At 68.3% G+C, this 24602-nt stretch carries 25 protein-coding genes and 2 pseudogenes; 10 read left to right on the plus strand and 17 right to left on the minus strand.

From position 1 onward, the window contains the following. The first annotated feature begins 93 nt into the window (after positions 1 to 93). Positions 94 to 552, plus strand: a complete 459-nt coding sequence (locus LRS03_RS05950) for a universal stress protein (RefSeq protein ID WP_257824472.1) — start codon at positions 94 to 96, stop codon at positions 550 to 552. Positions 553 to 554: 2 nt separating this feature from the next. Here the strand turns inward: LRS03_RS05950 and LRS03_RS05955 are convergent, their stop codons facing one another. Next, complete coding sequence (locus LRS03_RS05955; protein WP_257824473.1) at positions 555 to 1121, minus strand: phasin family protein; 567 nt, start codon at positions 1119 to 1121, stop codon at positions 555 to 557. Positions 1122 to 1386: 265 nt separating this feature from the next. Here LRS03_RS05955 and LRS03_RS05960 point away from each other — a divergent pair, with 265 nt between their 5' ends. Further along, a complete protein-coding gene (locus tag LRS03_RS05960; RefSeq protein ID WP_257824474.1) occupies positions 1387 to 1785 on the plus strand; it encodes a hypothetical protein in 399 nt (132 codons plus the stop codon). A 6-nt stretch (positions 1786 to 1791) separates the two neighbouring features. Here the strand turns inward: LRS03_RS05960 and LRS03_RS05965 are convergent. Continuing rightward, positions 1792 to 2192 (minus strand): annotated as a pseudogene (locus LRS03_RS05965) (DUF4406 domain-containing protein). A gap of 115 nt (positions 2193 to 2307) precedes the next feature. Here LRS03_RS05965 and LRS03_RS05970 point away from each other — a divergent pair. Genes LRS03_RS05970 through LRS03_RS05980 form a run of 3 tightly spaced genes read left to right on the plus strand, consistent with a single transcriptional unit; the run spans position 2308 to position 5900 of the window. Beyond that, a complete protein-coding gene (locus LRS03_RS05970) occupies positions 2308 to 3063 on the plus strand; it encodes a DeoR/GlpR family DNA-binding transcription regulator (RefSeq protein WP_257824475.1) in 756 nt (251 codons plus the stop codon). 33 nt (positions 3064 to 3096) lie between these two features. Beyond that, positions 3097 to 3837, plus strand: coding sequence for a winged helix-turn-helix domain-containing protein (locus tag LRS03_RS05975; RefSeq protein ID WP_257824476.1), 741 nt, complete (start codon positions 3097 to 3099; stop codon positions 3835 to 3837). Then, positions 3834 to 5900 carry a PAS domain S-box protein gene (locus LRS03_RS05980; RefSeq protein WP_257824477.1) on the plus strand — a complete coding sequence of 689 codons (2067 nt, stop codon included), beginning with the start codon at positions 3834 to 3836 and terminating at the stop codon, positions 5898 to 5900. The genes LRS03_RS05975 and LRS03_RS05980 overlap by 4 nt, the downstream gene beginning before the upstream one ends. Positions 5901 to 5907: 7 nt before the next feature. On the opposite strand, the gene truD is transcribed toward LRS03_RS05980, so the two are convergent. Continuing rightward, on the minus strand, positions 5908 to 6930 hold the full coding sequence (truD, locus tag LRS03_RS05985) for a tRNA pseudouridine(13) synthase TruD (protein WP_257824478.1): 1023 nt from the start codon (positions 6928 to 6930) through the stop codon (positions 5908 to 5910). A 91-nt stretch (positions 6931 to 7021) separates the two neighbouring features. Further along, entirely contained in the window at positions 7022 to 7390 is a 369-nt protein-coding gene (locus LRS03_RS05990; RefSeq protein ID WP_257824479.1) for a DUF1428 domain-containing protein, read from the minus strand. 196 nt (positions 7391 to 7586) lie between these two features. Between LRS03_RS05990 and LRS03_RS05995 the strand changes: the two genes are divergently transcribed. Together LRS03_RS05995 and LRS03_RS06000 are read left to right on the plus strand one after the other, a co-directional pair. After that, complete coding sequence (locus tag LRS03_RS05995) at positions 7587 to 8234, plus strand: SagB/ThcOx family dehydrogenase (protein WP_257824480.1); 648 nt, start codon at positions 7587 to 7589, stop codon at positions 8232 to 8234. Positions 8235 to 8601: 367 nt separating this feature from the next. After that, a pseudogene (locus LRS03_RS06000) lies at positions 8602 to 8745 on the plus strand (DUF3299 domain-containing protein); the annotation flags it as partial. 24 nt (positions 8746 to 8769) lie between these two features. Here LRS03_RS06000 and LRS03_RS06005 read toward each other — a convergent pair. Further along, the gene (locus LRS03_RS06005; RefSeq protein ID WP_257824481.1) at positions 8770 to 9546 is read right to left on the minus strand and encodes a Crp/Fnr family transcriptional regulator; all 777 of its coding nucleotides are present in this window, start codon (positions 9544 to 9546) and stop codon (positions 8770 to 8772) included. 200 nt (positions 9547 to 9746) lie between these two features. Between LRS03_RS06005 and LRS03_RS06010 the strand changes: the two genes are divergently transcribed. Together LRS03_RS06010 and LRS03_RS06015 are read left to right on the plus strand one after the other, a co-directional pair. Continuing rightward, positions 9747 to 10481, plus strand: a complete 735-nt coding sequence (locus tag LRS03_RS06010; protein ID WP_257824482.1) for a Rossmann-fold NAD(P)-binding domain-containing protein — start codon at positions 9747 to 9749, stop codon at positions 10479 to 10481. Then, entirely contained in the window at positions 10463 to 11605 is a 1143-nt protein-coding gene (locus LRS03_RS06015; protein ID WP_257824483.1) for an ATP-binding response regulator, read from the plus strand. The genes LRS03_RS06010 and LRS03_RS06015 overlap by 19 nt, the downstream gene beginning before the upstream one ends. Here the strand turns inward: LRS03_RS06015 and LRS03_RS06020 are convergent. The 3 genes from LRS03_RS06020 to hemN all read right to left on the minus strand — a co-directional run bounded on the left by LRS03_RS06020 (position 11586) and on the right by hemN (position 15325). Further along, complete coding sequence (locus LRS03_RS06020; protein ID WP_257824484.1) at positions 11586 to 13097, minus strand: flavin-containing monooxygenase; 1512 nt, start codon at positions 13095 to 13097, stop codon at positions 11586 to 11588. The genes LRS03_RS06015 and LRS03_RS06020 overlap by 20 nt on opposite strands. 102 nt (positions 13098 to 13199) lie before the next feature. After that, positions 13200 to 13901, minus strand: coding sequence for an urease accessory protein UreH domain-containing protein (locus LRS03_RS06025; protein WP_257824485.1), 702 nt, complete (start codon positions 13899 to 13901; stop codon positions 13200 to 13202). Next, on the minus strand, positions 13901 to 15325 hold the full coding sequence (gene hemN, locus LRS03_RS06030) for an oxygen-independent coproporphyrinogen III oxidase (protein WP_257824486.1): 1425 nt from the start codon (positions 15323 to 15325) through the stop codon (positions 13901 to 13903). The genes LRS03_RS06025 and hemN overlap by 1 nt, the downstream gene beginning before the upstream one ends. Before the next feature lie 102 nt (positions 15326 to 15427). Between hemN and fnr the strand changes: the two genes are divergently transcribed. Next, complete coding sequence (fnr, locus tag LRS03_RS06035; RefSeq protein WP_257824487.1) at positions 15428 to 16198, plus strand: fumarate/nitrate reduction transcriptional regulator Fnr; 771 nt, start codon at positions 15428 to 15430, stop codon at positions 16196 to 16198. A 606-nt stretch (positions 16199 to 16804) separates the two neighbouring features. Here the strand turns inward: fnr and LRS03_RS06040 are convergent. The 9 genes from LRS03_RS06040 to LRS03_RS06080 all read right to left on the minus strand — a co-directional run bounded on the left by LRS03_RS06040 (position 16805) and on the right by LRS03_RS06080 (position 24566). Further along, positions 16805 to 17068 carry a hypothetical protein gene (locus tag LRS03_RS06040; protein ID WP_257824488.1) on the minus strand — a complete coding sequence of 88 codons (264 nt, stop codon included), beginning with the start codon at positions 17066 to 17068 and terminating at the stop codon, positions 16805 to 16807. Beyond that, the gene (locus LRS03_RS06045) at positions 17068 to 17298 is read right to left on the minus strand and encodes a nitrogen fixation protein FixH (RefSeq protein WP_257824489.1); all 231 of its coding nucleotides are present in this window, start codon (positions 17296 to 17298) and stop codon (positions 17068 to 17070) included. Before LRS03_RS06045 ends, LRS03_RS06040 begins: the two co-directional genes overlap by 1 nt. A 28-nt stretch (positions 17299 to 17326) precedes the next feature. After that, entirely contained in the window at positions 17327 to 18790 is a 1464-nt protein-coding gene (gene ccoG / locus LRS03_RS06050; protein ID WP_257824490.1) for a cytochrome c oxidase accessory protein CcoG, read from the minus strand. Positions 18791 to 18823: 33 nt separating this feature from the next. Then, on the minus strand, positions 18824 to 19741 hold the full coding sequence (ccoP, locus tag LRS03_RS06055; protein ID WP_257824491.1) for a cytochrome-c oxidase, cbb3-type subunit III: 918 nt from the start codon (positions 19739 to 19741) through the stop codon (positions 18824 to 18826). Further along, entirely contained in the window at positions 19734 to 19898 is a 165-nt protein-coding gene (locus LRS03_RS06060) for a cbb3-type cytochrome oxidase subunit 3 (protein ID WP_257824492.1), read from the minus strand. Before LRS03_RS06060 ends, ccoP begins: the two co-directional genes overlap by 8 nt. 14 nt (positions 19899 to 19912) lie before the next feature. Next, on the minus strand, positions 19913 to 20539 hold the full coding sequence (gene ccoO / locus LRS03_RS06065) for a cytochrome-c oxidase, cbb3-type subunit II (RefSeq protein ID WP_257824493.1): 627 nt from the start codon (positions 20537 to 20539) through the stop codon (positions 19913 to 19915). A gap of 24 nt (positions 20540 to 20563) precedes the next feature. After that, positions 20564 to 22012 (minus strand): cytochrome-c oxidase, cbb3-type subunit I, encoded by a 1449-nt coding sequence (gene ccoN, locus LRS03_RS06070; protein ID WP_257824494.1) that lies wholly within the window; start codon positions 22010 to 22012, stop codon positions 20564 to 20566. Between the two features lie 73 nt (positions 22013 to 22085). Further along, entirely contained in the window at positions 22086 to 22271 is a 186-nt protein-coding gene (ccoS, locus tag LRS03_RS06075) for a cbb3-type cytochrome oxidase assembly protein CcoS (protein WP_257824495.1), read from the minus strand. Positions 22272 to 22295: 24 nt separating this feature from the next. Further along, positions 22296 to 24566: a heavy metal translocating P-type ATPase gene (locus LRS03_RS06080; RefSeq protein ID WP_257824496.1), complete on the minus strand. Its 2271-nt coding sequence runs from the start codon at positions 24564 to 24566 to the stop codon at positions 22296 to 22298. Between the last annotated feature and the right edge of the window lie 36 nt (positions 24567 to 24602).

Raw genomic sequence — 24602 nt, forward strand, 5'->3', positions numbered from 1 at the left:
GATGCCCGAGTGTGCCAGAAGGCCCTGGCGCGCAGCTTGGCTTTGCATGGCGCGGCGCGTAAGCTCCCCTTGTCCTTCCCCTGGAGGTTGTCCATGAAGATCCTGCTGCCGGTCGACGGCTCGGAGCATTCGCTCGATGCGGTGCGGCATGTCATCGCGCTCGTGCGCAGCGGCCTCGCTGCCAAAGTCGTGCTCATCAATGTGCAGGAGCCCACCTATCTCTACGAGATGGTGCTCGCCCCGAGCGCCGACGTGCTGGAGCGCGTGAGCGGCGCCGCCGGCCACCACTCGCTCGAAGGCGCCGAAGACCTGCTGCGCCAGGCCGACATCGAATTCGAGAAAGAGCTGCTCACCGGCGAGCCGGGCCCCACCATCCTCGAAGCCGGCGAGCGCTACGACTGCGACGCGGTGGTGATGGGCGCACGCGGCCGCGGCGTGGTACGAAGCACGCTGCTCGGCTCGGTGTCGCAGCGGGTGCTGCGCGGCTCGCCAGTGCCGGTGACCATCGTGAAATCGGGCCAGTCGCACTGGGTGCAATCGGCCGCGGAGTGACCTCAATGCAATGCCGCCTCGGTGCGGTACAGCATGTCGGACCACTGCTTGCCAAGATCGACCCAGCGGTTCCAGGCCTGCGCGGGGTCGGCGCCGTCGGCCCTGTCGATCGTGGTGGGCTCGGGCGCGGTGGTCACCGTGTTGGCCGCCGCGCTACCGGCCGCTGCCGCCACAGGGCCGAACTGGGCGGCCGAGCGGGTGATGTGCTCAAGGGTCTCGGCCTGCGCCGCGGTGCAGATCGCCGTCAAGCGCTGCCAGTACTGGCTGGCGCTTTCCAGGTCACCGCGCAGCATCTCGGCCTGCACGTTGAGCAGCTCGGTGGGGTTGGCCGCTGACGCGACATCCGCACGGGCCTTGTCGTGGCGCTTGCGCGCCTGCTGCGCCGCATCAAGCTGACAGCGACGTATCTCTTCGGCCCGTTTCAGCACCAGATCGGCGAGCGCCATCAGCGATTGCATCTGCTCCTGCGCCAGCGCGAAGCCCGACGTCTCGCCATTGGCCATCAGTGGAATGGATGCAGCCGGGGCATTGGCCCGCGCTGCGGCGGCCTTCTGGTTCTTGCTTGCCATGAGCGTCTCCTGGGTGGTGCGGCGAACCCGCATTGAAGCGCGCCGCAGGGCTGGATGCAATGCCCCTGCGGCCCTCGTACATATCGCGCTGCAGCACGAGACACGCCTTGCCGTGACCGTGATCAGCAGCTATGTTCATCTCTCGGGCGCCCGCGCCCGGAGCTGCATCTCGATAGAACTTGATCGTGCTCAACGACGCTAACCGCGCAAGCCTTCAAGCTGTACCGGGTAGTCAAAGGAGGCGATGCGCTCCATGGAGACACGCATGACCAGCCGAAGCAAGGATCTTCCCCCGCGTCCGGCCGACCCGGACATGATCCTCCTGGCCCTGTTCCAGAGCCGCCTGCGAGAGCGCTCGCGGTATCTCGGCGAGGAGATCCGCGCGCAGCGCAACCGCCTGTCGGCCCACGCCCAGCGCAACCTCATGGACGACAAGTACAAACAAGACGACGGTGGCTCGCTGCTCGCGCGCATCGAACGCGCCGAGCAGGCGCTTGCCGCGGTTCAGCAGGCCCAGGAGCGCATCGGTCGCGGCCGCTATGGGTTGTGCGACGAATGCCAGCAGCCCATCGGCTGGGACGACCTGCTCGAAGCGCCCGAGCAAACCATGTGTCGCAGCTGCAGCCATTTCGGTGAGTTGGATGCACTCGCCTCCCGCGCCTGACGACGCTCAGGCCGCGCGCAACGGCAGCTCGTTCACGTCGTAGAGCACCTTCAGGCCGAGCGACTGCGCTCTGGCCACATCCATGTCGGCCCCGCGCGAGGCGCCGGGCAGGCGCAGCACCGCGTCGCAGCGCTCGATCAGCCGGTGCGCCACCGGGTACTGGTAAGCCTGGAACACCTCGTCACCATGCTCGCGGCCGCCCGCTGAATGGATGATCGGCAGCGCCATCCACTCGCCGATGAGCGGCAGGTGGCCACGCTCGTAGATCGGCAGCGCGTGTCGCTCGAGTTCTCGGCCCGGTTGGCCGCGATGCGCGCCGGGTCGCCGTCGGTGCCCGACATGTAAGGCCCTGCAATCAGGACGAGCCAGGGGCGATCGGCAGGGGAATTCTGGGTTTTCGGGGTCATGGCAGCCTCACGTAGTTTCGTGCACTTTCGTGCAACGAGGGGATGATAGGCAGCCATGCAGATCAACGCAAGCCCCACCCGCCGCCGCCTGCGAGTGCGACGAGAATCCGCAGCCATGCTCACCGTGCAACGCAAGCAGCTCATCCTCCAGCGGCTCTCGGCCGAGGGTCAGATCGTCGCCAAGGACCTGGCCCAGGAACTAGGCACCTCGGAAGACACCATCCGCCGCGACCTGCGCGAGCTGGCGCAGGCCGGCAAGCTGCAGCGGGTGCACGGCGGCGCGCTGCCCGCTTCTCCCGCGATGGGCGACCTCAAGGTGCGCGAGACGGTGTCGATCGACGAGAAAGTGCGGCTCGGGCGCGCCGGCGCCGCGATGATCCAGCCGGGCCAGGTGGTGATCCTCGACGGCGGCACCACCGCGCTGCAGGTCGCGCGCCACCTCGACCCCGCCCTGCGCGCCACGCTTGTCACCCACAGCCCCAACATCGCGGTGGCGCTCGCCGCGCACGCGCACATCGACATCCTCGTGTTGGGCGGGCGGCTTTTCCGCCACTCAATGGTCAACGTGGGCGCCGAACTGATCGATGCCGCCTCGCGCCTGCGGGCAGACCTCTATTTCATGGGCGTGACCGGCGTGCACCCCGAGGCCGGCCTGAGCACCGGCGACGCCGAAGAGGCCGCGGTGAAACGCGCACTGCACAACCGCGCAGCCGAGACGGTGGTGCTGGCCTCGTCGGAAAAGCTCCTCGCCGCCTCGCCCTTCCTCGTGACGACGCTTCGCGACATCAGCCAGCTCGTGGTGCCACGCGGCACGCCCGCGCGCACCCTCAAGACCCTGCGCGCCGGGGGCGTGAAAGTCGAGATGCCCTGAAAAACGCGCCGTCGCGGAGTTAACCTTGATCCCGTGACCACACCGAACGCCACCCACATCGCCGTCCTCGACGACGAACTCGACATCACCCAGTTGCTCGGCAACTACCTCAAGACGCACGGCTTTCGCGTGAGCCAGCTGCACTCGGGCCGCGCCCTGATGGACCTGATGGCCAGGGACGCCCCTGCCCTCGTGCTGCTCGACCTCGGCCTGCCCGGCGAAGATGGCTTCGTGATCGCCCGCCAGCTGCGCGAGCACTGGCGCTGCGGCCTGGTGATCGTGACCGGCCGCGGCGATGCGGTCGACAAGGTGGTGGGCCTGGAGGTCGGCGCCGACGACTACGTGACCAAACCCTTCGACCTGCGCGAGCTGGTCGCCCGCGTCAAGGCCGTGTTGCGCCGCATCGAAGGCGCACCTGCCGGCCCCGCGGCCGCGGCCCCCGCACCGGCCGCCCCCGATCGCCTCGTCTTCGAACGTTTCCAGCTCGACACCGGCGCCCGCCGCCTCACCCACCCCGACGGGCACGACGTGCCGCTCACCTCGGGCGAGTTCGACCTGTTGTGCGTGCTGGCGCGCCACCCCGGCCGTGTGCTCTCTCGCGACTTCCTGCTGGAGCAGACACGCGGCCGCGAAGCCGGCCCCTTCGACCGCACGATCGACGTGCAGGTCGGCCGCCTGCGCAAGAAGATCGAGGCCGATCCCGAGCAGCCGCAGATCATCCGCTCGGTACGCAGTGCCGGCTACGTGTTCGTGCCGCAGGTGACATCATCATGACCCCGCCCATCGGGGCCGACGAACCCGCCCTCTTCCGCAGCATCTTTTCGGCCTACCCCGATGCGCTGCTGCTGGTCGATGGCCACGGCATCATCGAGCTCGCCAACCCGGCCGCTGAAGCCCTGCTCGGCTACACCGCCGAGCAACTCGTCGGGCTCTCGGTCGACGAGCTGGTGCCTGACAGCATCCGCCCGCGCCATGCCGAATACCGCGCGAGCTACGCCAAGAACCCGCGCCCGCGCCCCATGGGCACCGACATGGAACTCGTGGCCAAGCGCCGCGACGGCAGCGAGGTGATGGTCGAGATCTCGCTCAGCCCGCTCGCGAGCCAGGGGCTTCCGCACGTGGTGGTGGCCATCCGCGGCATCGGCAACTACCCGCGCGTGAAGCGCGCCCTGCAGCGCGCGCACTATGCCGAATGCGTGGCCCGCATGGGTCGCCTCGCGGTCGACGCACGCGACGCCAGCCTGCTGCTCGACCAGCTGCCGGTGGTCGCGATGGAGGCCTTGCAGGTGCAGGTGGCGATCGTCTTCCTGCTCGAACCCAACCAGCTCGAATTCCGCGTGGCCGCGGGCGCTGGCCTGCTGCCGAGCGAGGCCGTCGGCCGCCGTATCCCCAACCGGCCCGACACGCCTCCGGGCTTCGTCTTCGCGCACGGCAAGCCGGTCATCGTGGCCGATTACCGCCAGGAGCAGCGCTACACCGTGCCGCAGGCCTATCTCGACGCCGGCCTCGTGAGCGCAATGGCGGTGCCCCTGTCGGACCGCGGCCAGGTGGTGGGCGCGCTCGCGGTGCGCTCCACCCAGCCGCAGCGATTCAGTGACGACGAGGTGCGCTTCCTCGAATCGCTGGCCAACCTGCTCACCGCCACGCTGCAGCGCGTGCAGTCGGAAGAGTCGCTGCACCACGCCCAGCGCCTGGAAAGCGTGGGCCAGTTGACCGGCGGCATCGCACACGATTTCAACAACCTGCTCACCGTGATCCAGGGCAACCTGCAGGTGCTCGAAGAGCTGCCCGCCGTCAACGGCGACGCCTACGCCCAACAGCTCGTGAGCGCCGCGGCCCGCGCGAGCAAGCGCGGCGCCGAACTCACGGGCAAGCTGCTCGCCTTCTCGCGCCGGCAGGTGTTGAGCCCGAGCCGCATCGAGGTGCCGGCGCTGATCGACTCGCTGGCCGACATGCTCAGGCGCACGCTCGACCAGCGCATCCGCATCGAGGTCAACGCGCCCGACGACTGCCCACCCTGCGTGGCCGACCCGGGCCAACTCGAATCGGCCTTGCTCAACATCGCCATCAATGCCCGCGACGCCATGCCCAACGGCGGCACGCTCAGCTTCAGCGGCCAGCTGTGCGCGGCCCTCCCCCTGCAGCTGCGCGGTGACTTCGAGCTGAAGGCCGGCGACCAGCCCGGTGCCTACATCGCGATCGCCGTATCGGACACCGGTGCCGGCATGTCCGACACGGTGAAGGAGCGCGCCTTCGAGCCCTTCTTCACCACCAAGGAACTCGGCCGCGGCACCGGCCTCGGCTTGTCGACGGTGTACGGCTTCGTCAAGCAGTCGCACGGCGCCATCACCCTCGACAGCGCGCTCGGCCAGGGCACGACGGTCAGGCTCTACATCCCGCGCTACGTCGAAACCGAGCAGGCGGCAGGCGACGCCGAAGCACGCCCCGGTGAGATCCCGCCCGGCCTGAAGGTGCTGCTGGTGGAAGACGAGCCCGAGGTGCGCACCGTGGCCATGCGCTTCCTGGCCACGCTCGGCTGCGAGGTCACCCCGTGCGCCAGCGCCGAGCAGGCCCTGCCGCTGCTGACGCAAGACGCCGCCTACCAGCTGCTGCTGAGCGACATCGCCCTCGGCCCCGGCATGCGCGGCACCGAGCTCGCCCGCGAAGCACAGGCGCGGCTGCCGCACCTGGCGATCCTCCTGATGTCGGGCTTCTCGGCCGAGCTCCTCGACACGAGCCAGAGTGCGCCGCTGTCATGGGAGCTGCTGGCCAAGCCGTATTCGCGCGAAGAGCTGGCGCATGCGCTGGCGACGGCGTTGCAGGCGGTGAAGGGGTGATGGCGGGTCAGTCGGCGAAGGGCCGCTGCGCAGACTCGTTCTCGGTGCGCCGGTCGGGTTCCGTGGTGCAGAGGATTTCGTTCAGAACGGACGTGGCGTAATTCCCGGCGGCCAAAGTGAACGTGAGCACCAGTTGATCGGCTTGCGGCCATTCCCATGACATGCCCCCCGGGCTCGCCACGAGGGCGCGGCGCTCCTGGTCCAGACCGGCGTGTTCCATGCCGTCGCACAAAGTGGCATGACGTTCAGCCACTGCGTTTTCCAGGGCCTGCGCCTGATCGGTGGCGGTCACGCGGCCCCGTCCCCAGAGCGGCCCGGTGGGCCGGCCCGCTTCGTCCATCACGTCACCGAGCAGACTCTTGCCCCAGAGCCCCTGCTGAATTCGCAGCGCCAGCACTTCATTGAAGACGAAGGAGCGCACCGCCGACAGGTATAGGCCCTTCTTCTTCGGGTTGCGCACGCGGATCTCGCGCGCCAGCATGGCCCTGCCCTGCTCGACGTTGCCGCCGTCGTGGCCGAAGCGCTGAGCGCCGAAGTAGTTGGGCACGCCCAGTGACGCCACGGCCTCCAGATTGGCTTCGATGGCATCGCGGTCGCCGGTCACGTCACGCAGCACGATGCGGAATCGGTTGCCCTGCAGATCACCGGGGCGCAGCTTCTTCACGTGGCGGCTCTGGCTCAGTACCTTGAATTCCGGGTGCTGAAGCTGGGTCAGGTCGGGTGTCTCGGCCTTCGGCAAATAGATGCTGAACCACTGACGGGTGATGGCGTAGCGGTCCTTGAGGCCGGCATAGCCCACGTCCATTTCCTGCACGCCTGCGGCCGCGGCCAGCTGCTGGGCCACGAAGGCGGTGTTGGCACCGTTCTTTTCGACGTCGAGCCAGAGGTGTTCGCCCTCGCCAGAGGGCAACTGCAGCGGCAGTTCGGTCACCATGAAATCCTCGTTGAGGCGTTTCAGGGTGGCGCTGGCGCCGCTGGCCGGATAGGCGTTGGGCCACTGCGGCAAGGTCGTGTATTGAGCGTCGGTCATGGGGGGCAGGCTGTCCAGCCCGACCAGGGGTAGTCCAGCCAGGCGGTGATTCTCTCCGCACCGTCAAACAGTCGCCTGCGCCCCCGGCCGTTCAAGCCTTGACTTCGACCACTTGTTCGAAGCCGCCGAAGATCATGCGTTTTCCGTCGAAGGGCATCGGCGGGTTGCCAGGTTTGGATGGATCCATGCGCGGGTCTTCCATCATCTTTTTCATGCCTGCGTCGCGGGTGGCCTTGTCGGGCCATTCGATCCACGAAAACGCCACTGTCTCATCGGCCGTGGCCTGGACCGCCCGGCGGAAATCGGTGACCTTGCCGTCGGGGACGTCATCACCCCAACCCTCGATCACGCGGATGGCACCCAGCTCGATGAAGATCGGGTCGAACTGGCGCGCGTGCTCGATGAACTTTTGCTTGTTGGCGGTCGGGACCGCGATCACGAAACCATCGATGTAGGACATGTCTGCACTCCTGTGAAGTAGACCGGTCGGCGTGCCCACCTGAGGGTACGCCGTATTCCCACGACGAACGAAGGCACGCCAAATCGACATGGCCTGTTGCTGCGCCGAGCATGTCCCGAGCGTCGGGTTTGACGCCTGTCAAGCCGCTGCGGCGTGTTGCACCTAGGCTGCGCCTGATCGATCGGAGGCCGCAACGATGAACACGCTGACCAAGCTGGCCCTGGGCCTGATGGGCCACAACCCACCGCGACCGCCGGTGGGTGATGCGAAACAGACGCTCGCCTTGCCGCCGCCGCACCGCGAAGGCGGGCTGCCGCTCATGGAGGCGCTGGTGCGCCGCCAGTCCTTGCGCGAGTTCGCGCCCGAGGCGCTGGACGAGCAGACCTTGTCCGACCTGCTGTGGGCCGCTGCGGGTGTCAACCGCCCGGCGCTGGATGGGCGCACCACACCGAGCGCGATGAACGCGCAGGAGGTGCAGCTCTACGCCGCCATGCCGCAAGGCCTGTACCGTTACGAACCGGTCGCGCACGCGCTGCAACTCGTCGAAGCCAGCGACGTACGGCGCGTCACCGGCTACCAGGATTTCGTCGACGACGCGGCGCTGGACCTCGTCTATGTCGGCGACCATGGACGCATGGGCATGGTGCCAGCGGCGCAGCGCACCGCATACGCTTGCGCGGCAGCGGGTGCCATGGCGCAGAACGTCTACCTGTTCTGCGCCTCGGCCGGGTTGGCGACGGTGGTGCGCGCATGGTTCGACCGGGATGCGCTGGCCAAGGCGATGGGCCTCGGTAACGACCAACAACTCTTGCTGGCGCAGACCGTAGGCCGCACGAAGGTCTGAGCGTCATGCCCTGGAACGAGGCGAACTTCCCGGCCTCGATGCGCCACCTGGGCGCAGCGGCGCGCGCAAAGGCAATCCAAGCTCGCCAACGCGCATCGAGTCTTCCACCCGTGTCGGGCTGGTCACGCCGCACAGCGCGCCGGCCCCCGGCAAATCGAGCATCGCGACCCGTGTGATGGTGGACGGCTCGGACGTGGCGCGCCGGCGCGGCTACAAGCTCGGCGACCGAATGGTGCTCAGCCACGGCGACGGCGCACGCTACTGGCATCCGGCTGGGTGACCAGCCTCATCCCGGGGATCCGGGCCTACCGGCTCTCGTTGGTCGATGGCCTCTCGCCGCGGATGTGAGCGGAACAACCATCGAGGAAGCAAGGAAGGCCTCAAGGAGTTCTTGCTGGTGCCGTATTTCGGCGCTTGCGTCCATTCGCCACCGCCGCCATCCGAGATGGGCGTGAGTGGCTACAGGATGGCAGCGGCATCCGTCGTGCGGTACGTCCCACCCGCTCGGTGAGAGCTTCGTTGCAGCCGATGTGCCTTACTGCAGCGTCGCGCCCTCCGGCGCCAGGCTGCGCTGCACGAAGGCCGACAGCACCGCCAGCTCGGGGATGCGCACCTCGCGGCGGCCGGTTTCGCAGAACTGGATGATCTTGTCGCGGGCCAGGCGCGAGAGCGCGCGGCTCACGGTTTCGAGCTTCATGCCGAGGTAGTTGCCGATCTCGGCACGGGTCATGCGAAGCGTGATCTGGTCGGTGCGCAGGCCGCGCTCGGAGAGAGACGATGCCCAGTTGTGAAGGAACTCCGCCACGCGCGCATCGGCCGGCAGGGTGCAGATCGACAGCAGCGCATCGCGGTCGCGCGTCATCTCGCGGCTCATCGCGGCGTGTACCACCGCCATCAGCGCCGGCTGGCGCAGGCTCGCCTGCAGCAGGCTGTCGTAGCGGATGGTCCAGACCTCGCCGGTGTCCATGGCCACCGCGTCGCAGCCGTGGCGGCCGGTGGCGATGCCGTCGAAGCCCAGCCAGTCGCCCTTGAACTGCAGGCCGACCACCTGCTCCCGGCCGTCGGGCGAGAGGTTCACGAGCTTGAAGATGCCCGAGTTCACGACATGCAGCGAGTCGAAACGCTCGCCGGCTTCGTAGACCGACTCACCGGCGCGCAGCAGGCGGCGCGTGACCGGCAGGCTGTCGTGGATGAGTTTCAGGCTTTCGGCGATGCGCGCCCCGGTCTGCGAAGACTCGCGCGGCTGGCCTCCACTGCGTGCGGCTTGGTGGTGGGGTGCGGTGGCGTTGGCAGGGGTGGCGTTGGCAAGCATGCGGGGCTCCTGGTTGGTTGACGCCACTGTAGGAAGCGCCCCTCAACCGCTTGCGAACCGCCCGCGTCATTGGGTAACGACGGGTGAAGCCTGTGTAAACGCTCTGTATCAGCCGGCGGCTGCCTGAAAACCGATGGCGGCCACTTGACACGGGTCAAGCCCGCCGGGGCCGCCATGAATACGCTCTCGTCCATACGATCATGATCCTCAGCAGCCCCCTCGACCACCGCCGCCTCTGGTCGCTCGATGCGCTCACGAGCCGCGAACTCTCGTCCCTGCTCGACGCCGCCCATTCGCTGAAGGCGGCGGCACAGGCCGGCCACCCGCAGCAACCCCTGCGGGGCAAGAACATCGCGGTGATGTCGGCCTCGAACGACGACCCTGCCCTGCAGACCTTCACGGCGGCCGCCGTTGGCCTGGGCGCGCGGGTGGCCCACATCCGCCCCAGCAGCTCGCACGAAACGGCGCAGCTCCTGGGCCGGCTCTACGACGCGATCGAGTGCGAGGGCCAGCCGGGCGACGTGGTGCGCGAGATTGACCGCGAAGCCGGCCGGCCGGTCTTCAACGGCCTGGGAGAAACCAGGCACCCGCTGCGTGTGCTGGGTGACCTGCTCACGCTGCGCGAGCACAGCGGCAAGGCGCTCAAGGACATCACCGTCTGCTTCCGCGGCGACGCCAATTCGCCCGAAGCCCGCGCCTGGCAACAGTCGGCCGCGCTGGCCGGCTTTGCATTGCGCATCGGCGAGCAGACCGCAGAAGACGACGCCGACTTCGTCTGGGACGAGCACGACCCGAAGCGCTGCGCCGACGGCCGCGTCGAGCTGGCGTGCAGTTGCGTCCGCGAGGGCCGGCAGTTGCAGGTGTCGCTCGGCGCCGAGCAGGTGGACAACCACCGCTACACGCTGCAGGCGCTGTTGTGCAGCACCGTGATCTGAGCCCCGGGCCGGGCCTGCCCGACCTGACCGACCGGCTGCCGGGCATCATCGCGACGGCGATGGATGCGATCGTCGTCGTCGATGCCACGCAGCGCATCGTGCTCTTCAACGACGCAGCCTGCCGGATGTTCGGCCGCACCGCCGCTGAAACACTGGGCCAGCCGCTGGACCTGCTCATCCCCGGGGCCGCGCGTGCTGCGCACCGACAGTACGTCGCCAACTACGGCGCCGGCGCCCAGCCGGCACGCAAGATGGGCACGGTGCGCGCGCTGCACGGCCTGCGCGGCGACGGCACCGAGTTCCCGATCGAGGCGACCATCGCGCGGTTGGGCAGCGGCCCCGACCTGCTGATGACGGCGATGGTGCGCGACGTGACCGAAGTGCGCGAAGCCGAGCGTGCACGGCAGCTGCGCATTGCCACCGAAGCGGCCGACCGGGCGCAGGCCGAGTTCCTCTCGCGCATGAGCCACGAGCTGCGCACGCCGCTCAACGCGGTGCTCGGCATCACCCACCTGCTGCGCACGGAACGGGGCGACGGCCTCACGCCCGCGGAAGCCCGGCACTTTGACCTGCTGCACCAGAGTGGCCTGCAATTGCAGGGGTTGATCGAGCAGATGCTTCGCGTGGGCCAGTACAGCGACGAACAGCCATGCAATGAACAGCACGGCGCGACCTCGCCCCGCGCCACCACGCCGGACGACGCGGCGGCACCGTCCGGCACCGTGCTGTACATCGAAGACAACGCCATCAACGCCCTGCTCGTGGTGGAGGTGCTGCGCCCCTGGCCTCAGGTGCAGGTGCTCGTCGCCGAGACCGGCGCACAGGGGCTGGCCCTGGCGCGCGAGCGGCGGCCGAGCCTCGTGCTGCTCGACATGCGGCTGCCCGACATGAACGGCCACGAGGTGCTCGCCGCCTTGCGCGCCGACCCGTCCACCCGCGAGCTGAAGGTCGCGGTGCTGACGGCGAACGCGGTGCCGATGGATGCCGACGCCGCCCTGGCCGCCGGGGCGCTCGCCTACTGGACCAAGCCGATCGACTTTCCCGCGTTCCTCGCCAACGTGCGTGCCCTGCTGCAGGCCTCGCCCGGCCAGAACGAGCCCGCGCTCAGCCCGCCGCCTGCTTGACCTGCCCGCCGGCCGCGTGGCTGGGGCGGCTGAACTCCATCACGCCGTCGTCGATGCGGCCGAAGCGCAGCGTGACCAGGTCGCGCACGTAGTTCTGGTAGAGCTTCCACGGCGCCTTCGAGCCCTGCTTGGGCATGCGCGCGAGGGCACGCTGCACGTAGCCGGAGCTGAAGTCGATCCACGGCTCGGCCTTGAAACCGGGGTCGCGGTTGCGCGGGGTGCACTGCTGGTGGCCGTGGCGCTTCATGTGGTTGAGCAGTCGGCAGACGTATTCGCAGGTCAGGTCGCACTTGAGCGTCCATGAGGCGTTGGTGTAGCCGAAGGCCGAAGCGAGGTTGGGCACGTCGCTGAACATCGCGCCCTTGTAGCCGAAGGTCTTGGCCGCTTCGACACGGCGGCCGTCGACGCGCAGGTCCAGGTCTTCGAGCGTGGTGAGCACGAGGCCGGTGGCGGTGACGATGAGATCGGCCTCCAGCTCGGTGCCCGATCTGAGCTTGATACCCTTTTCGGTGAAGGTCTCGATCTCGTCGGTGACAACCGAGGCCTTGCCCGCATAGAGCATGCGGAAGAGATCGCCGTCGGGCACCAGGCACAGGCGCTGGTCCCAGGGCTTGTAGCGCGGCGTGAAGTGCTTCGCCACGTCGACCTTGCTGCCGATGGCGGCCTGGATGCCGTCGACGATGAACTTCTTCACCTTCTCCGGCTTTCGTTTGCACAACCGATAGACATACATCGACAGCAGCACGTTCTTCCAGCGGGTGAAGAAATAGGCCCAGCTCGCCGGCATCACCCGGCGCAGCGCGTTGGCGATGCGGTCTTGCGCGGGGCGCGAGACAACGTAGGTCGGCGAGCGCTGCAACATGGTCACGTCGGCCGCCGTCTTGGCCATCTCGGGCACGAGCGTGACCGCGGTGGCGCCGCTGCCGATGACGACCACGCGCTTGCCGGCGTAGTCGATGTCGCTCGTCCACTTCTGCGGGTGGACGAGCCGGCCGGTGTAGCGGCTCATGCCCGGGAAGTCGGGCAGGTAGCCGCCTTCGTACTTGTAGTAGCCGCTGCAGCTGAAGAGGAAGTTGCAGGTGAAACGCACCCGCTCGCCGGTGCCGGCGCGTTCGGCCTCGAACGTCCAGCGCGCATCGGGCGTCGACCACGAGGCGCCGACCACCCGGTGGCCGAAGCGGATGTGCCGCTCGATGCCGTTTTCAGCGGCCGTCTCGCGGATGTACTGCAGGATGGCCGGGCCGTCGGCGATGGCCTTGGCGTTCGTCCAGGGCTTGAAGCGGTAACCCAGGGTGTACATGTCGGAATCGGAGCGGATGCCCGGGTAGCGGAACAGATCCCAGGTGCCGCCGATGGCCTCGCGGCCTTCGAGGATCACGTAGCTGCGGTCGGGGCACTCGGTCTGCAGGTGGTAGGCCGCGCCGATGCCGGAAAGGCCGGCGCCGATGATGAGCACGTCGGTGTGAGGAGAGGTCGGAGTGTCGTTCGGCATGGCGCGGTCGGGAGTGGAGGCCGTAGGATCGCGCCGATCATGCACAGGTCAGATAAGGTATTCACCTTACTCTGTTGCAACTGGGGCCAAGCCGTGGCTCGCTCAGGGGCCGAAACACAGCGCCACGACACGTGCCCACAGCCCGTGCCCGAGCGCCCAGCCCGAAGCCGCCGCCAGGCCGGCACCGGCAAGGCGCACGGCCCACTGCCCGGTCGCAAGGCTCGCGGTCGTGCCACCGCCGAGCCGCATCCACACCAGCGGCCCGGCGACGAGCCCGGCCGACGAGACAACGGCAAACGCTGCCATCACCGCCGCACCCGAGGCCGCGCTGCCGGCGAGCGTGGCCACCATCAGCGCCGACTGCAGCAGCCCGCACGGCCAGGCGACCCAGAGCGCACCGGCACCTGCCGCGCGTGCCGGCCCTTGGACGCGTTGCCAACCCTCGGCCGCAAGCTGCGGCGGCAGCGTCCGGCCCTGCCCTTGCATCCACCGCGGCTGCCTGCCCGTCCACACCAGCCAAATGCCGAAGCCGAGCACCGCCAGGTGCACCAGCACCCAGAGCGGCCGCAACGCTGGCGCCGCCTCGCCCAGCTGGCGCAGGAGCGCAACGCTCGACGCCGCCACCGCGCCGCCCGCGGCGTAGCCTGCCAGGCGCCCGAGGTGGAAGCCGAGCGTGGCATGGCCCGCATTGCCGCGGCTGCAAGCGCGGATCACGCCGGTGCTGGAGCCCCCGCACATGGCCAGGCAGTGCGGCACACCGGCCAGGCCCATCAAGGCCGCGCTGATGACAAGCGCAAGCTCCATCAGATGATGCGAGAGAACCTCTCGCGCTGACGGTCGGCCTGCAGGTGGCGGTCGAACACCATCGCCACCGCGCGCACGAAGTACCAGCCCATGCGGGTGACCTGCAGCGCGCCCGGCTCGATCTCGACCAGGCCCTGCTCGGCCATCGTTTCCATCTGCGCGAGTTCGTTGCGGAAGTACTCGGGCACGCTGATCAGGTGTGCAAGCTCGATCGACTCGAACTCCAGCCGCCCCTGGCACATCAGCGCCATGATCACGGCGCGGCGCACCAGGTCATCGCGCGTGAGCGCGAGCCCGCGCACGATGGGCAGCTGGCCCTGCGCCAGCGCGTCGTAGTACTCGGGCAGGGTCTTCGCGTTCTGGCTGTAGGTGGCGCCGATGTGGCCGATGGCCGAGACGCCGAGCGCCACCAGGTCGCAATCGGGCTGCGTGCTGTAGCCCTGGAAGTTGCGGTGCAGCCGGCCCTGGCGTTTGGCCACGGCGAGGGCGTCGTCGGGCAGCGCGAAGTGGTCCATGCCGATGTAGACGTAGCCAGCGGCCAGAAACGCCTCGATGGCATCGCTCAGCATGCCCACCTTGTCGCCGGCAACAGGCAGGTCTTCGGTCGAGATGCGGCGCTGCGGCTTGAAACGCTGCGGCAGGTGGGCGTAGGAATAGAGCGCGATGCGGTCGGGCCGCAGGGCATTGACCTGCTCCACCGTTTTGGCAAACGACAACGGGCTCTGCCTGGGCAGGCCGTAGATCAGGTCCACGTTGATCGACTCGAAGCCGATGTCGCGTGCGGCTTCCACCAGCGCACGCACCGACTCATAGGGCTGCACACGGTGCACGGCTTTTTGCACCTGTTCGTCGAAGTCCTGAACGCCGAAGCTCAGGCGGTTGAAGCCGAGATGCGCCAGGTGTTGCAGCCGCTCGCGGATGACGGTGCGCGGGTCGACCTCGACCGACATCTCCGCACCGGGCGCGATCTTGAAGTGACGGCGCAGCGCACCCAGCAGGCGGCTCAGCTCGGCATCGCTCAGGAAGGTGGGCGTGCCGCCGCCCAGGTGCAGCTGCGAGACGCTCTGGCCCAGGCCGAGCAGCGCGGTGTGCAGGGCCATCTCCTGCTCGAGCGCATCGAGGTAGGCCGTGGCACGCCCGTGGTCGCGGGTCACGACCTTGTTGCACGCGCAGTAGTAGCACACCGATTCGCAGAACGGGATGTGCACGTAGACCGACAGCGGCGCCGCGGCGGCACTCTGCGTGCGCAGCCGTGCGGCCTGCGCATAGTCGACCTCGCCGAAGGCTTCGACGAAACGGTCGGCCGTGGGGTACGAGGTGTAGCGCGGGCCGGCCACGTCGAAGCGCTGCAGCAGCTCGGGCGTGAGGCGGAAATCAGCAAGGGCTGCGGCGGGCGCAGCAGGAGGGCACAGGACGTCGCTCATGGTGCCCCAACTGTGCCAAGGCGACCGGATCGCGCCTTGACGGGCGTCAATCACTGCGCCGGGGTCGGGAAACAGAATCCGCGGGAGACTGAGATACCTGACATGCCAGACACCGTCCCTCCCCTCGCCCCGAACGGCCGACGCTCCCGCGCGACCCCTGCGGCCCCGGCGCTGAAGGTCGCCTGTTCGAGCTGCAGCCTGCGCGAGCTGTGCCTGCCCGTGGGCCTGCCCGCGGCCGACATGGAGCGGCTCGACACGCTCGTCACCGGGCGGCGCAGCGTGGCGCGCGGCGACGTGCTGTTCCGTGCCGGCGATGCGTTCCAGTGCCTGTATGCAGTGCGCACCGGCTTCTTCAAGACCTGCGTGTCGCTCGAAGACGGCCGCGACCAGGTGACGGGCTTCCAGATGGCCGGCGAGCTGCTGGGGCTTGACGGCATCGGCAACGAGCGCCACAGCTGCAACGCAGTGGCGCTGGAGGATTCGCAGCTGTGCATGATTCCGTATGCGCAGCTGGAGTCGCTCTCGCGTGAGTTCGGCGAGCTGCAGCGCCAGTTCCACAAGATCATGAGCCGCGAGATCGTGCGCGACCACGGCGTGATGCTGCTCCTGGGCAGCATGCGTGCCGAGGAGCGGCTGGCGGCGTTTTTGCTCAACCTCACGCAGCGGCTGCAGGCGCGGGGGTTCTCGTCATCGTCTCTCGTGCTGCGGATGACGCGTGAGGAGATCGGGTCTTACCTCGGGCTCAAGCTGGAGACTGTCAGTCGTACGTTTTCGAAGTTTCACGATGATGGGTTGTTGGAGGTGAAGCAGCGGGATATTCGTATCGTGGATGCGGAGGGGTTGAGGCGGTTGGTCAACAGCGCTCGTTGTTGACGATTTGCACTGCGTGGCGGGTTGCCGGGTCTCGCCCCGGCGGGCGAGTCACTTTGGTGTTCGCATAACTTCGCTGCGCGAAGTGAGCGAACCCCGCTGCGCGAACATTTGTCGCGCCAAATGAAAGTAACCAAAGCAAAGGCGCTCTTCATTTGGCCGCAGCGTATGGCTACAGGCCTCGGCCGATGAAGCACCTGTCTACATCGGACCTCCGCACACATGCTGGACCACCGAGCCACTCGGCTCGCTGCGCATCGCCTCTTCCGTCGCCAAGCGACCAAGCACGAGGCGAAGCGAGTCGAGAGTGTGATGCCCGCGAAGCGGGCGGCGGTATCCCGGGGCCCTTGAGAGCCGTCGAGCAGCGCAGGGCTTGGGGTGGCGCGCGCAGCGCGCTTCGTGAACTGACTTCGCGCAGCTGTTTGAGCGCAGCGGCCGCAGGCCGCGTAGCGAGTTCTGCGCGACGCCCCAAGCACGAGCAGCGGAGAGCAGTCGGCCCTAGGCCGACCGGCGAACGGGGTCGCCTTTTCTTTGGTTACTTACTTTTGGCGAAGCAAAAGAAAGTGACTCGCCCGCCAGGGCGAAACCCCGGCAACGCAAACCCCAAAATCAAAACGGATCCTGCCGATTCACATCCGAATCAGACTTCATCAACAACACCGTCAACCCCCCCGACACCGCCATCACCCCCCAGCAGATGAAGAAGGTCGCCGTATAGACCGCCTGCCGCGGCCAGTCGATCGGTGTGCCGCCAAACCACTGCAGGTCGCCCGGGTCAACCACGGCAAACAGCAGCATCTCCAGCACCCCCGCCATCAGGAACGATGGCCAGAGCACCTGCAGGGCTTGCTGGCGAAACGCGGGCGAGAACATCACGGCTTCGGCGTGGCCGCGTGGTTGCGCGCTTTCATCGCCGGGCTCATCGATGCCGAGGTGTCGGCCACCGCCGCGGGCACCTGCACCACCGGGTCGACATGGGTGATCGCGATTCTGAGCGTGGCAAAGCCCGCCAACACCACGGCCGCAGGCCCGGCCAGCACCAGCCACACCATGCCCACGCGCCACCAGGGCGTGGGCTTCACAGGCTTGTGTTGTGCATTCATGAACAGGTCTCCTTCACGACAGGGGCCTTCATCGCGGCACGACGAAGGTCGACTTCTCCACCACCACGGCCGCCGACTCGTCGGCCTGGGCCACGCGTTCGATGCGAAAGCGCACCGGGTGGGCGCCGCTGCCCAGAGCGCGGGCCGCCGCATGCGGCAGCTGCACGCTCACGGGCCACCAGCGCGCCTCGGCCGCCCCCACCTCGAACTCGGTGCGCGAGCTGACGGTGGCTCCCACCAGCCCTTCGAGCGTCACGCGGTAGCGTTGCGGCGACTCGGTCGCGTTCATCACCTGCAGGCGGTACACGTTTTCGATCGAACCCTCGCCGACCACGCGCGCCAGTGCCCCACGGTCGCGCACCACGTCGACCCGGAACGGGCTGCGCAGCGCAAGGCTCACCACGAAGCCGATGCAGATCAGCACCAGCACGCCGCTGTAGATGAGCACCCGCGGCCTGAGCACGCGCTTGAGCGTCTGCAGCTTCGACCAGCGGTTGGCCAGCCCGTTTTGCGTCGCGAAGCGGATGAGCCCCTGCGGGTAGTTCATCTTGTCCATCACCTCATTGCACACGTCGATGCACGAGGCGCAGCCGATGCACTGGTACTGGAGCCCGTTGCGGATGTCGATGCCGGTCGGGCACACCTGCACGCACAGGTTGCAGTCGATGCAGTCGCCCAAGCCTTTGCTGCGCGGGTCGACCTTGCGGCCACGCGAGCCGCGCGGGTCGCCGCGGGCCTTGTCGTAGCTGACGATGAGGGTGTCGCGGTCGAACATCGCGCTCTGGAAGCGCGCGTAGGGGCACATGTAGGTGCAGACCTGCTCGCGCAGGTAGCCGGCATTGCCGTAGGTGGCAAAGCCGTAGAAGAGCACCCAGAACCATTCCCAGGGCCCGAAGGTCAGGGTGAAGGCTTCGCCCCACAGCACCTTCACCGGCGTGAAGTAGCCGACGAGCGTGAAGCCGGTCCACAGGCCGATCGCGATCCACGCCGCCTGCTTGCCGCTCTTGCGCCACAGCTTGTCGAACGACCACGGCGCGGCGTCGAGCCTCATGCGGGCGATGCGGTCGCCCTCGAAGCGCCGCTCCACCCACAGGAAGATCTCGGTGTAGACGGTCTGCGGGCAGGCGAAACCGCACCACAGGCGCCCCGCCACCGCGGTGAAGAGAAAGAGCGAGTAGGCGCAGACGATGAGCAGCGCCGCGAGGTAGACCAGGTCCTGCGGGTGCAGCACCAGCCCGAAGATGTAGAAGCGCCGCGCCGCCAGGTCGAAGAGCACCGCCTGGCGGTCGTTCCACTGCAGCCAGGGCAGACCGTAGAAGACGATCTGCGTGACCCACACCATCGTCCAGCGCCAGCGCGAGAACCAGCCGCTCACCGAACGCGGGTAGATCTTCTTCTGCTTCTCGTAGAGCCAGCCGCCCGGTTCGGGCTCGGCCCCGGTGGCGGCCTCGGCCGGCACGATGGGGATCACCCGTGTACTCGATTCACTCATCTCGTCTCGGCGGCGCCTTCATCGGCGCTGCCTTTACTTCTGGGCCACGGTCGTGCGGCCCTGCGACAGGCTCCACACGTAGGCCGCCAGCACGTGCACCTGCTCGGGCGTCAGGCGCGCCGCATGGGCGGGCATGACGTTGGTCTTGCCGTTGTTGACCATCGCGACGATGACCTCTTCGCCCCAACCGTGCAGCCACACCTTGTCGGTCAGGTTGGGCGCACCCAGCGCCGGGTTGCCCTTGCCGCCCACGCCGTGGCAGGCCGCACAGGCGACGAACTTGTCGCGCCCGGCTGCGGCCTTGATGGCGTTGTGCGGGCTGCCCGACAGACTCAGCACGTAGTTGGCGACGTTGCTCACGTCGTCAGACGTGCCCACCGCGGCGGCCATCGGCGGCATCACGCCCTGGCGACCGTCGGCGATGGTGGCCTTGATCGTCTGCAGCGAGCCGCCATAGAGCCAGTCGCCGTCGGTCAGGTCGGGGAAGCCCTTGCTGCCGCGGGCGTCGGAGCCGTGGCAGGCAGCGCAGTTGTTGAGGAAGAGGCGCTCGCCGATGCCCATGGCGCCGGGGTCCTTGGCCAGCACCTCGGCCGGTTGCGCCACGTAGCGCGCGTAGACGGCGGCCATCGCGGCGTTGGCCTTATTCTGCTCGGCTTCGTACTGGCCGGTGCTCGTCCAGTTGAGCGTGCCGGCACTGCTGCCGAGGCCGGGGTACAGGAAGACGTAGGCGCCGCCGCAGACGATCGTCAGCACGAACAGCACCATCCACCAGCGCGGCAGGGGGTTGTTGAGTTCGACCAGGTCTTCGTCCCACACGTGGCCGGTGGTGTTGTCGCTGGCCATCGGCTTGCGGCGTGCGGCGATCACGAGCAGGGCCAGGCACGCGATGAGCGACACCACCGTCGCGACGGCGACGAAGGTCGACCAGCCGCTGTTGAAGAAGTCACTCATGGCGCGCTCCTTCGGCCGGCTCGGCGGCGATGAAAGGGATTTGTGCCGCCTCGTCGAAGCGGTCGCGGTTGCGCTTGGCCCAGGCCCAGGTGCAGATGCCCGCGAAGGTCGCGAGCGACACCAGGGTCACGAGGGATCGGAGATCGTTGACGTCCATGTCGTTCTTCCGTCTTACTTGAGCGCCGTGCCCATCACCTGCAGGTAGGCGATCAGCGCGTCGAGTTCGGTCTTGTTCTTCACTGCGTCGGGGGCGCCGGCGATGTCGTCGTCGGTGTAGGGCACACCCACGGTGCGCAGCGCCTTCAGGTGGTTGGGCAGCGACTTGCCGTCGACCGGCGCCTTGTCGAGCCACGGGTAGGCTGGCATGTTCGACTCGGGCACGAGGTCGCGCGGGTTGATGAGGTGCAGGCGGTGCCAGTCGTCGCTGTACTTGCCGCCCACGCGGTGCAGGTCGGGGCCGGTGCGCTTGCTGCCCCACTGGAAGGGGTGGTCATAGACGAACTCGCCAGCCGTGGAGTACTTGCCGTAGCGCAGCGTCTCGGCACGGAACGGGCGGATCATCTGCGAGTGGCAGTTGTAGCAACCCTCGCGGATGTAGACGTCGCGCCCGGCGAGCTGCAGCGCGGTGTAGGGCTTCAGGCCCTCGACCGGCTGTGTGGTCGAGCGCTGGAAGAACAGAGGCACGATCTCCACGATGCCGCCCACCGCCACCACGAGCAGGATGAGCACGATCATCAGGAAATTGTTGGTCTCGATCTTCTGGTGGCTGAAGCCAGGTTCGTTGTGTTGTTGAGCCATGATGGTTCTCGGTCTCGAATGGGTTCAGGCGTGGGCTGCAGCGGGCACCGGCGGCACGGCCACCGGCACGACGCGGCCGCGCGTGGCGGTCATCACCACGTTCCAGCCCATGATCAGCATGCCGCCCAGGTAGAGCAGGCCACCGGCCAGGCGCACCACGTAGAACGGGAAGGTGGCCTTGACGCTCTCGACGAAGGTGTAGACCAGCGTGCCGTCGGGGTTGACCGCGCGCCACATCAGGCCCTGCATCACACCGGCGATCCACATCGCGGCGATGTAGAGCACGATGCCCACGGTCGCGATCCAGAAGTGCAACTCGATCGCCTTGGTGCTGTACATCTTGGTCTGGCCGAACATGCGCGGCACCAGGTAGTACAGCGTGCCCATCGAGATCAGGCCCACCCAGCCGAGCGCGCCGCTGTGCACGTGGCCGACCGTCCAGTCGGTGTAGTGGCTGAGCGCGTTGACGGTCTTGATCGACATCATCGGGCCCTCGAAGGTGCTCATGCCGTAGAACGACAGCGACACGATCAGGAACTTGAGGATGGGGTCGTCACGCAGCTTGTGCCACGCACCGCTCAAGGTCATGATCCCGTTGATCATGCCGCCCCAGCTCGGCGCGAGCAGCACCAGCGAGAAGATCATGCCGAGGCTTTGCGCCCAGTCGGGCAGCGCGGTGTAGTGCAGGTGGTGCGGGCCCGCCCACATGTAGGTGAAGATCAGCGCCCAGAAGTGCACGATCGACAGGCGATACGAGTACACCGGCCGCTCGGCCTGCTTGGGGATGAAGTAATACATCATCCCGAGGAAGCCGGCGGTGAGGAAGAAGCCCACCGCGTTGTGGCCGTACCACCACTGCACCATCGCGTCCTGCACGCCGGCGTAGGCCGAGTAGCTCTTCATCGCACCGGCCGGAATCGCCGCGCTGTTGACGATGTGCAGCAGGGCCACCGCGAGGATGAAGCCACCGAAGAACCAGTTGGCCACGTAGATGTGGCGGATCTTGCGGATGCCGATGGTGCCGAAGAAGACGATGGCGTAGGCCACCCACACGGCGGCGATCAGGATGTCGATCGGCCATTCGAGTTCGGCGTATTCCTTGCCCTGCGTGTAGCCGAGTGGCAGCGAGATGGCGGCCGCCACGATCACGAGCTGCCAGCCCCAGAAGGTGAAGGCCGCGAGCTTGGGCAGGAAGAGCGACACCTGGCAGGTGCGCTGCACCACGTAATAGGAACTGGCGAAAAGCGCGCAGCCGCCGAAGGCGAAGATCACCGCGTTGGTGTGCAGCGGGCGCAGCCGGCCGTAGCTCAGCCACGAGACGCCGAAGTTGAGTTCGGGCCAGGTCAGCTGTGCGGCGATGACCACGCCGACCAGCATGCCGACGATGCCCCACAGCACGGCGGCGAGCGCGAAATTGCGCACCACGCCATCACTGTAGACCGGCGTGGCGGCGGTCGGAGATCTAGTGTTCATGGGTCGATTCCTCAGGGTTCTTGGAGCTGTGCCGAATTGTCGGAAGCGCCCCCGGAATCGCCCTTGACCGGGATCAATCGACAGGAGTCGAGGGATCGCGAAGCGGTGCTGGCGTGCGTTCGGGCTCGGGCTCCAACACGCGCAGGCCCTCGCGTTCGAGGTCGTCGAACTGGCCCGACTGCACCGCCCAGCCGAAGACGCCGATCAGCGCGAGCACGAGCAAGACCGAGAGCGGCAGTAGGAGATAGAGGCTTTCCATGCGGGCGTCCTTCTTCTCTTCAGTTCAGCGCGACAGGCGCAGTGCGTTGAGCACGACGAGCAGCGAGCTCGCGGCCATGCCCAGGCCTGCGGCCCATGGCGGCAGGTAGCCGAGGAGCGCGAGCGGCACGCACGCGGCGTTGTAGGCGAGCGCCCAGGCGAGGTTCTGGCGCATCACGCGCACCGTCTTGCGGGCGCGTTCGAGCGCGGCGGGAATCTCGCCGAGGCGACTGCCGAGCACGATGAAGTCGGAGCGCTGCTGCGCCAACGCACTGCCATGCGCGAGAGCGAACGACACGTCGGCCCTCGCGAGCACCGGGCCGTCGTTGAGCCCGTCGCCCACCATCAGCACGCGGTGGCCCAGCCCTTGCAACGACTCGATCGTGCGCAGCTTGTCTTCGGGCGACGCTTCGGCCTGGGCCTGCGCGATGCCGAGCCGGTCGGCAACGGCCCGCACGCTGCCGTCGGCATCCCCCGACAACAGGCGCACCTGCAGGCCGTGCGCGACCAGGCTCTGCAGCGCTTCCTGCGCATCGGACCGCAGCGCTTCGTCGAACTCGAACAGCACCTGCTCGTCGAGCGACGCGCCGACGGGTGCACAAGCCACGCGTGGCCGCGAGCCGGCATGCGCGGTCGCCACGCCCACCCAGGCCGCAGCGCCGAGCCGCCAGCGGCGGCCCTCGCCGTCGAGCGCTTCGACGCCCTGCCCCGCCACTTCATGCACCTCACGCCAGGTGTGGGTTGCAGGCGGCAAGGCCTGCACCAGCGCCACCGACAACGGGTGTCGCGACAGCGCGGCGAGCGAGGCCGCACGTGCCAGCAGCGCCGCGCGCTCGGCATTCGGCGCGAGATGGGTCGCGGCGAGCACCAGGCTGTCTTGCGTGAGCGTGCCGGTCTTGTCGAACACGGCGGTGTCGACGCTGCCCAGCGCCTCGATCGCATCGAGCCGCTGCACCAGCACGCCGCGGCGCGCCAGGCCGCCGGTGGCCGCGAGCAAGGCCGCCGGCGTGGCCAGCGACAGCGCACACGGGCAGGTGACGATCAGCACCGCGACGGCAACCCACACCGCACGGCTCGGGTCGATCACGCTCCACACCGCCGCGGCACCCGCCGCCAGCAGCAGCACGCCGAAGAGGAACGGGCCGGCCCAGCGGTCGGCCAGGCGCAGCACGCCGGGACGCTCGGTCAGCGCGTGCTGCAAGAGTTCGACGATCTGCTGGTAGCGCGTGCCTTCACCCAACTGCTGCACGCGCACCACCACCGGCGCCGCGAGGTTGAGGCTGCCGCCGACCACCGCATCGCCCACTGCACGCTCCACCGGGCGCGACTCGCCGGTGAGCATGGCTTCGTCGACCTGCGTGCTGCCTTCGAGCACCAGCGCGTCGCCCGGGAAGGCCTGGCCGGCCGCCACGCGCACACGGTCCCCGACACGCAGCCGTGCGACCGGCACGGTGCGGGTGCTGCCGTCGTCGTCGAGCCGCTCCACGGCATCGGGCAGGCGCTGCAGCAAGGCGTCGAGCGCCTCGGTGCTGCGGTGGCGGGCGCGCAGTTCCAGCCAGCGCCCGGCGAGCAGGAAGCTCACGAACATCGTCATCGAATCGAGGTACGGGTCGGCACCGAAGGCGCCGCCCGGCTCGAAGGTGGCGGCCGTGCCGGCGATGAAGGTCACGGCGATGCCGAGCGCCACGGGCACGTCCATGCCGATGCGACGCCGGCGCAGCGCGTGCCACGCGCCCTTGAAGAACGGGCCGGCCGAGAAGAGCAGCACCGGCAGCGTGAGCACCCAGGCGGCCCAGCTCATGAGCGCCGCGAGGTCGGGCGCAATCTCACCGGGCTCGGCCAGGTAGCCGGGCGTGGTGAGCATCATCACCTGCATCATGCAGAAGCCCGCGACGAAGAGCCGCCACAGCGCCTGCCGCGACTCGCGCAGGCGCGCGGTGCGGGCAGCTTCGTGCTCGGCCGGCAGCGCGCGGTAGCCGGCGGCCTGCACCGCATCGACCAGTGCGGAAGCGCGGGTGCGCGACGGGTCCCACTGCACCAGCGCGCGTTGGCTGGCGGCATTCACCTCGGCGCGCGCGACGCCGGGCACCTGCTTCAGCGCCGCTTCGATCAGCCCTGCGCACGCTGCGCAATACATGCCTTGCAAGGCAAACACCGACTCGGCCTCGCGCGAGCCGTCCGGCGCCGCGCGCCAGCGCGTGCAGCGTTCGAGTGAAGCATCGTCGTCGAGCGCGGCCTTTTCGCGCGCACTCAGCGGCGGCAGGGGCAGAGCCAGGCCGGCCTGTGGGGAGGACATGCGCCGATTCTCGAAAGCGCGGCCCCCGCGACGCAT

Origin of the sequence: Rhizobacter sp. J219, from assembly GCF_024700055.1 — a bacterium.
Lineage (GTDB): Bacteria > Pseudomonadota > Gammaproteobacteria > Burkholderiales > Burkholderiaceae_C > Rhizobacter.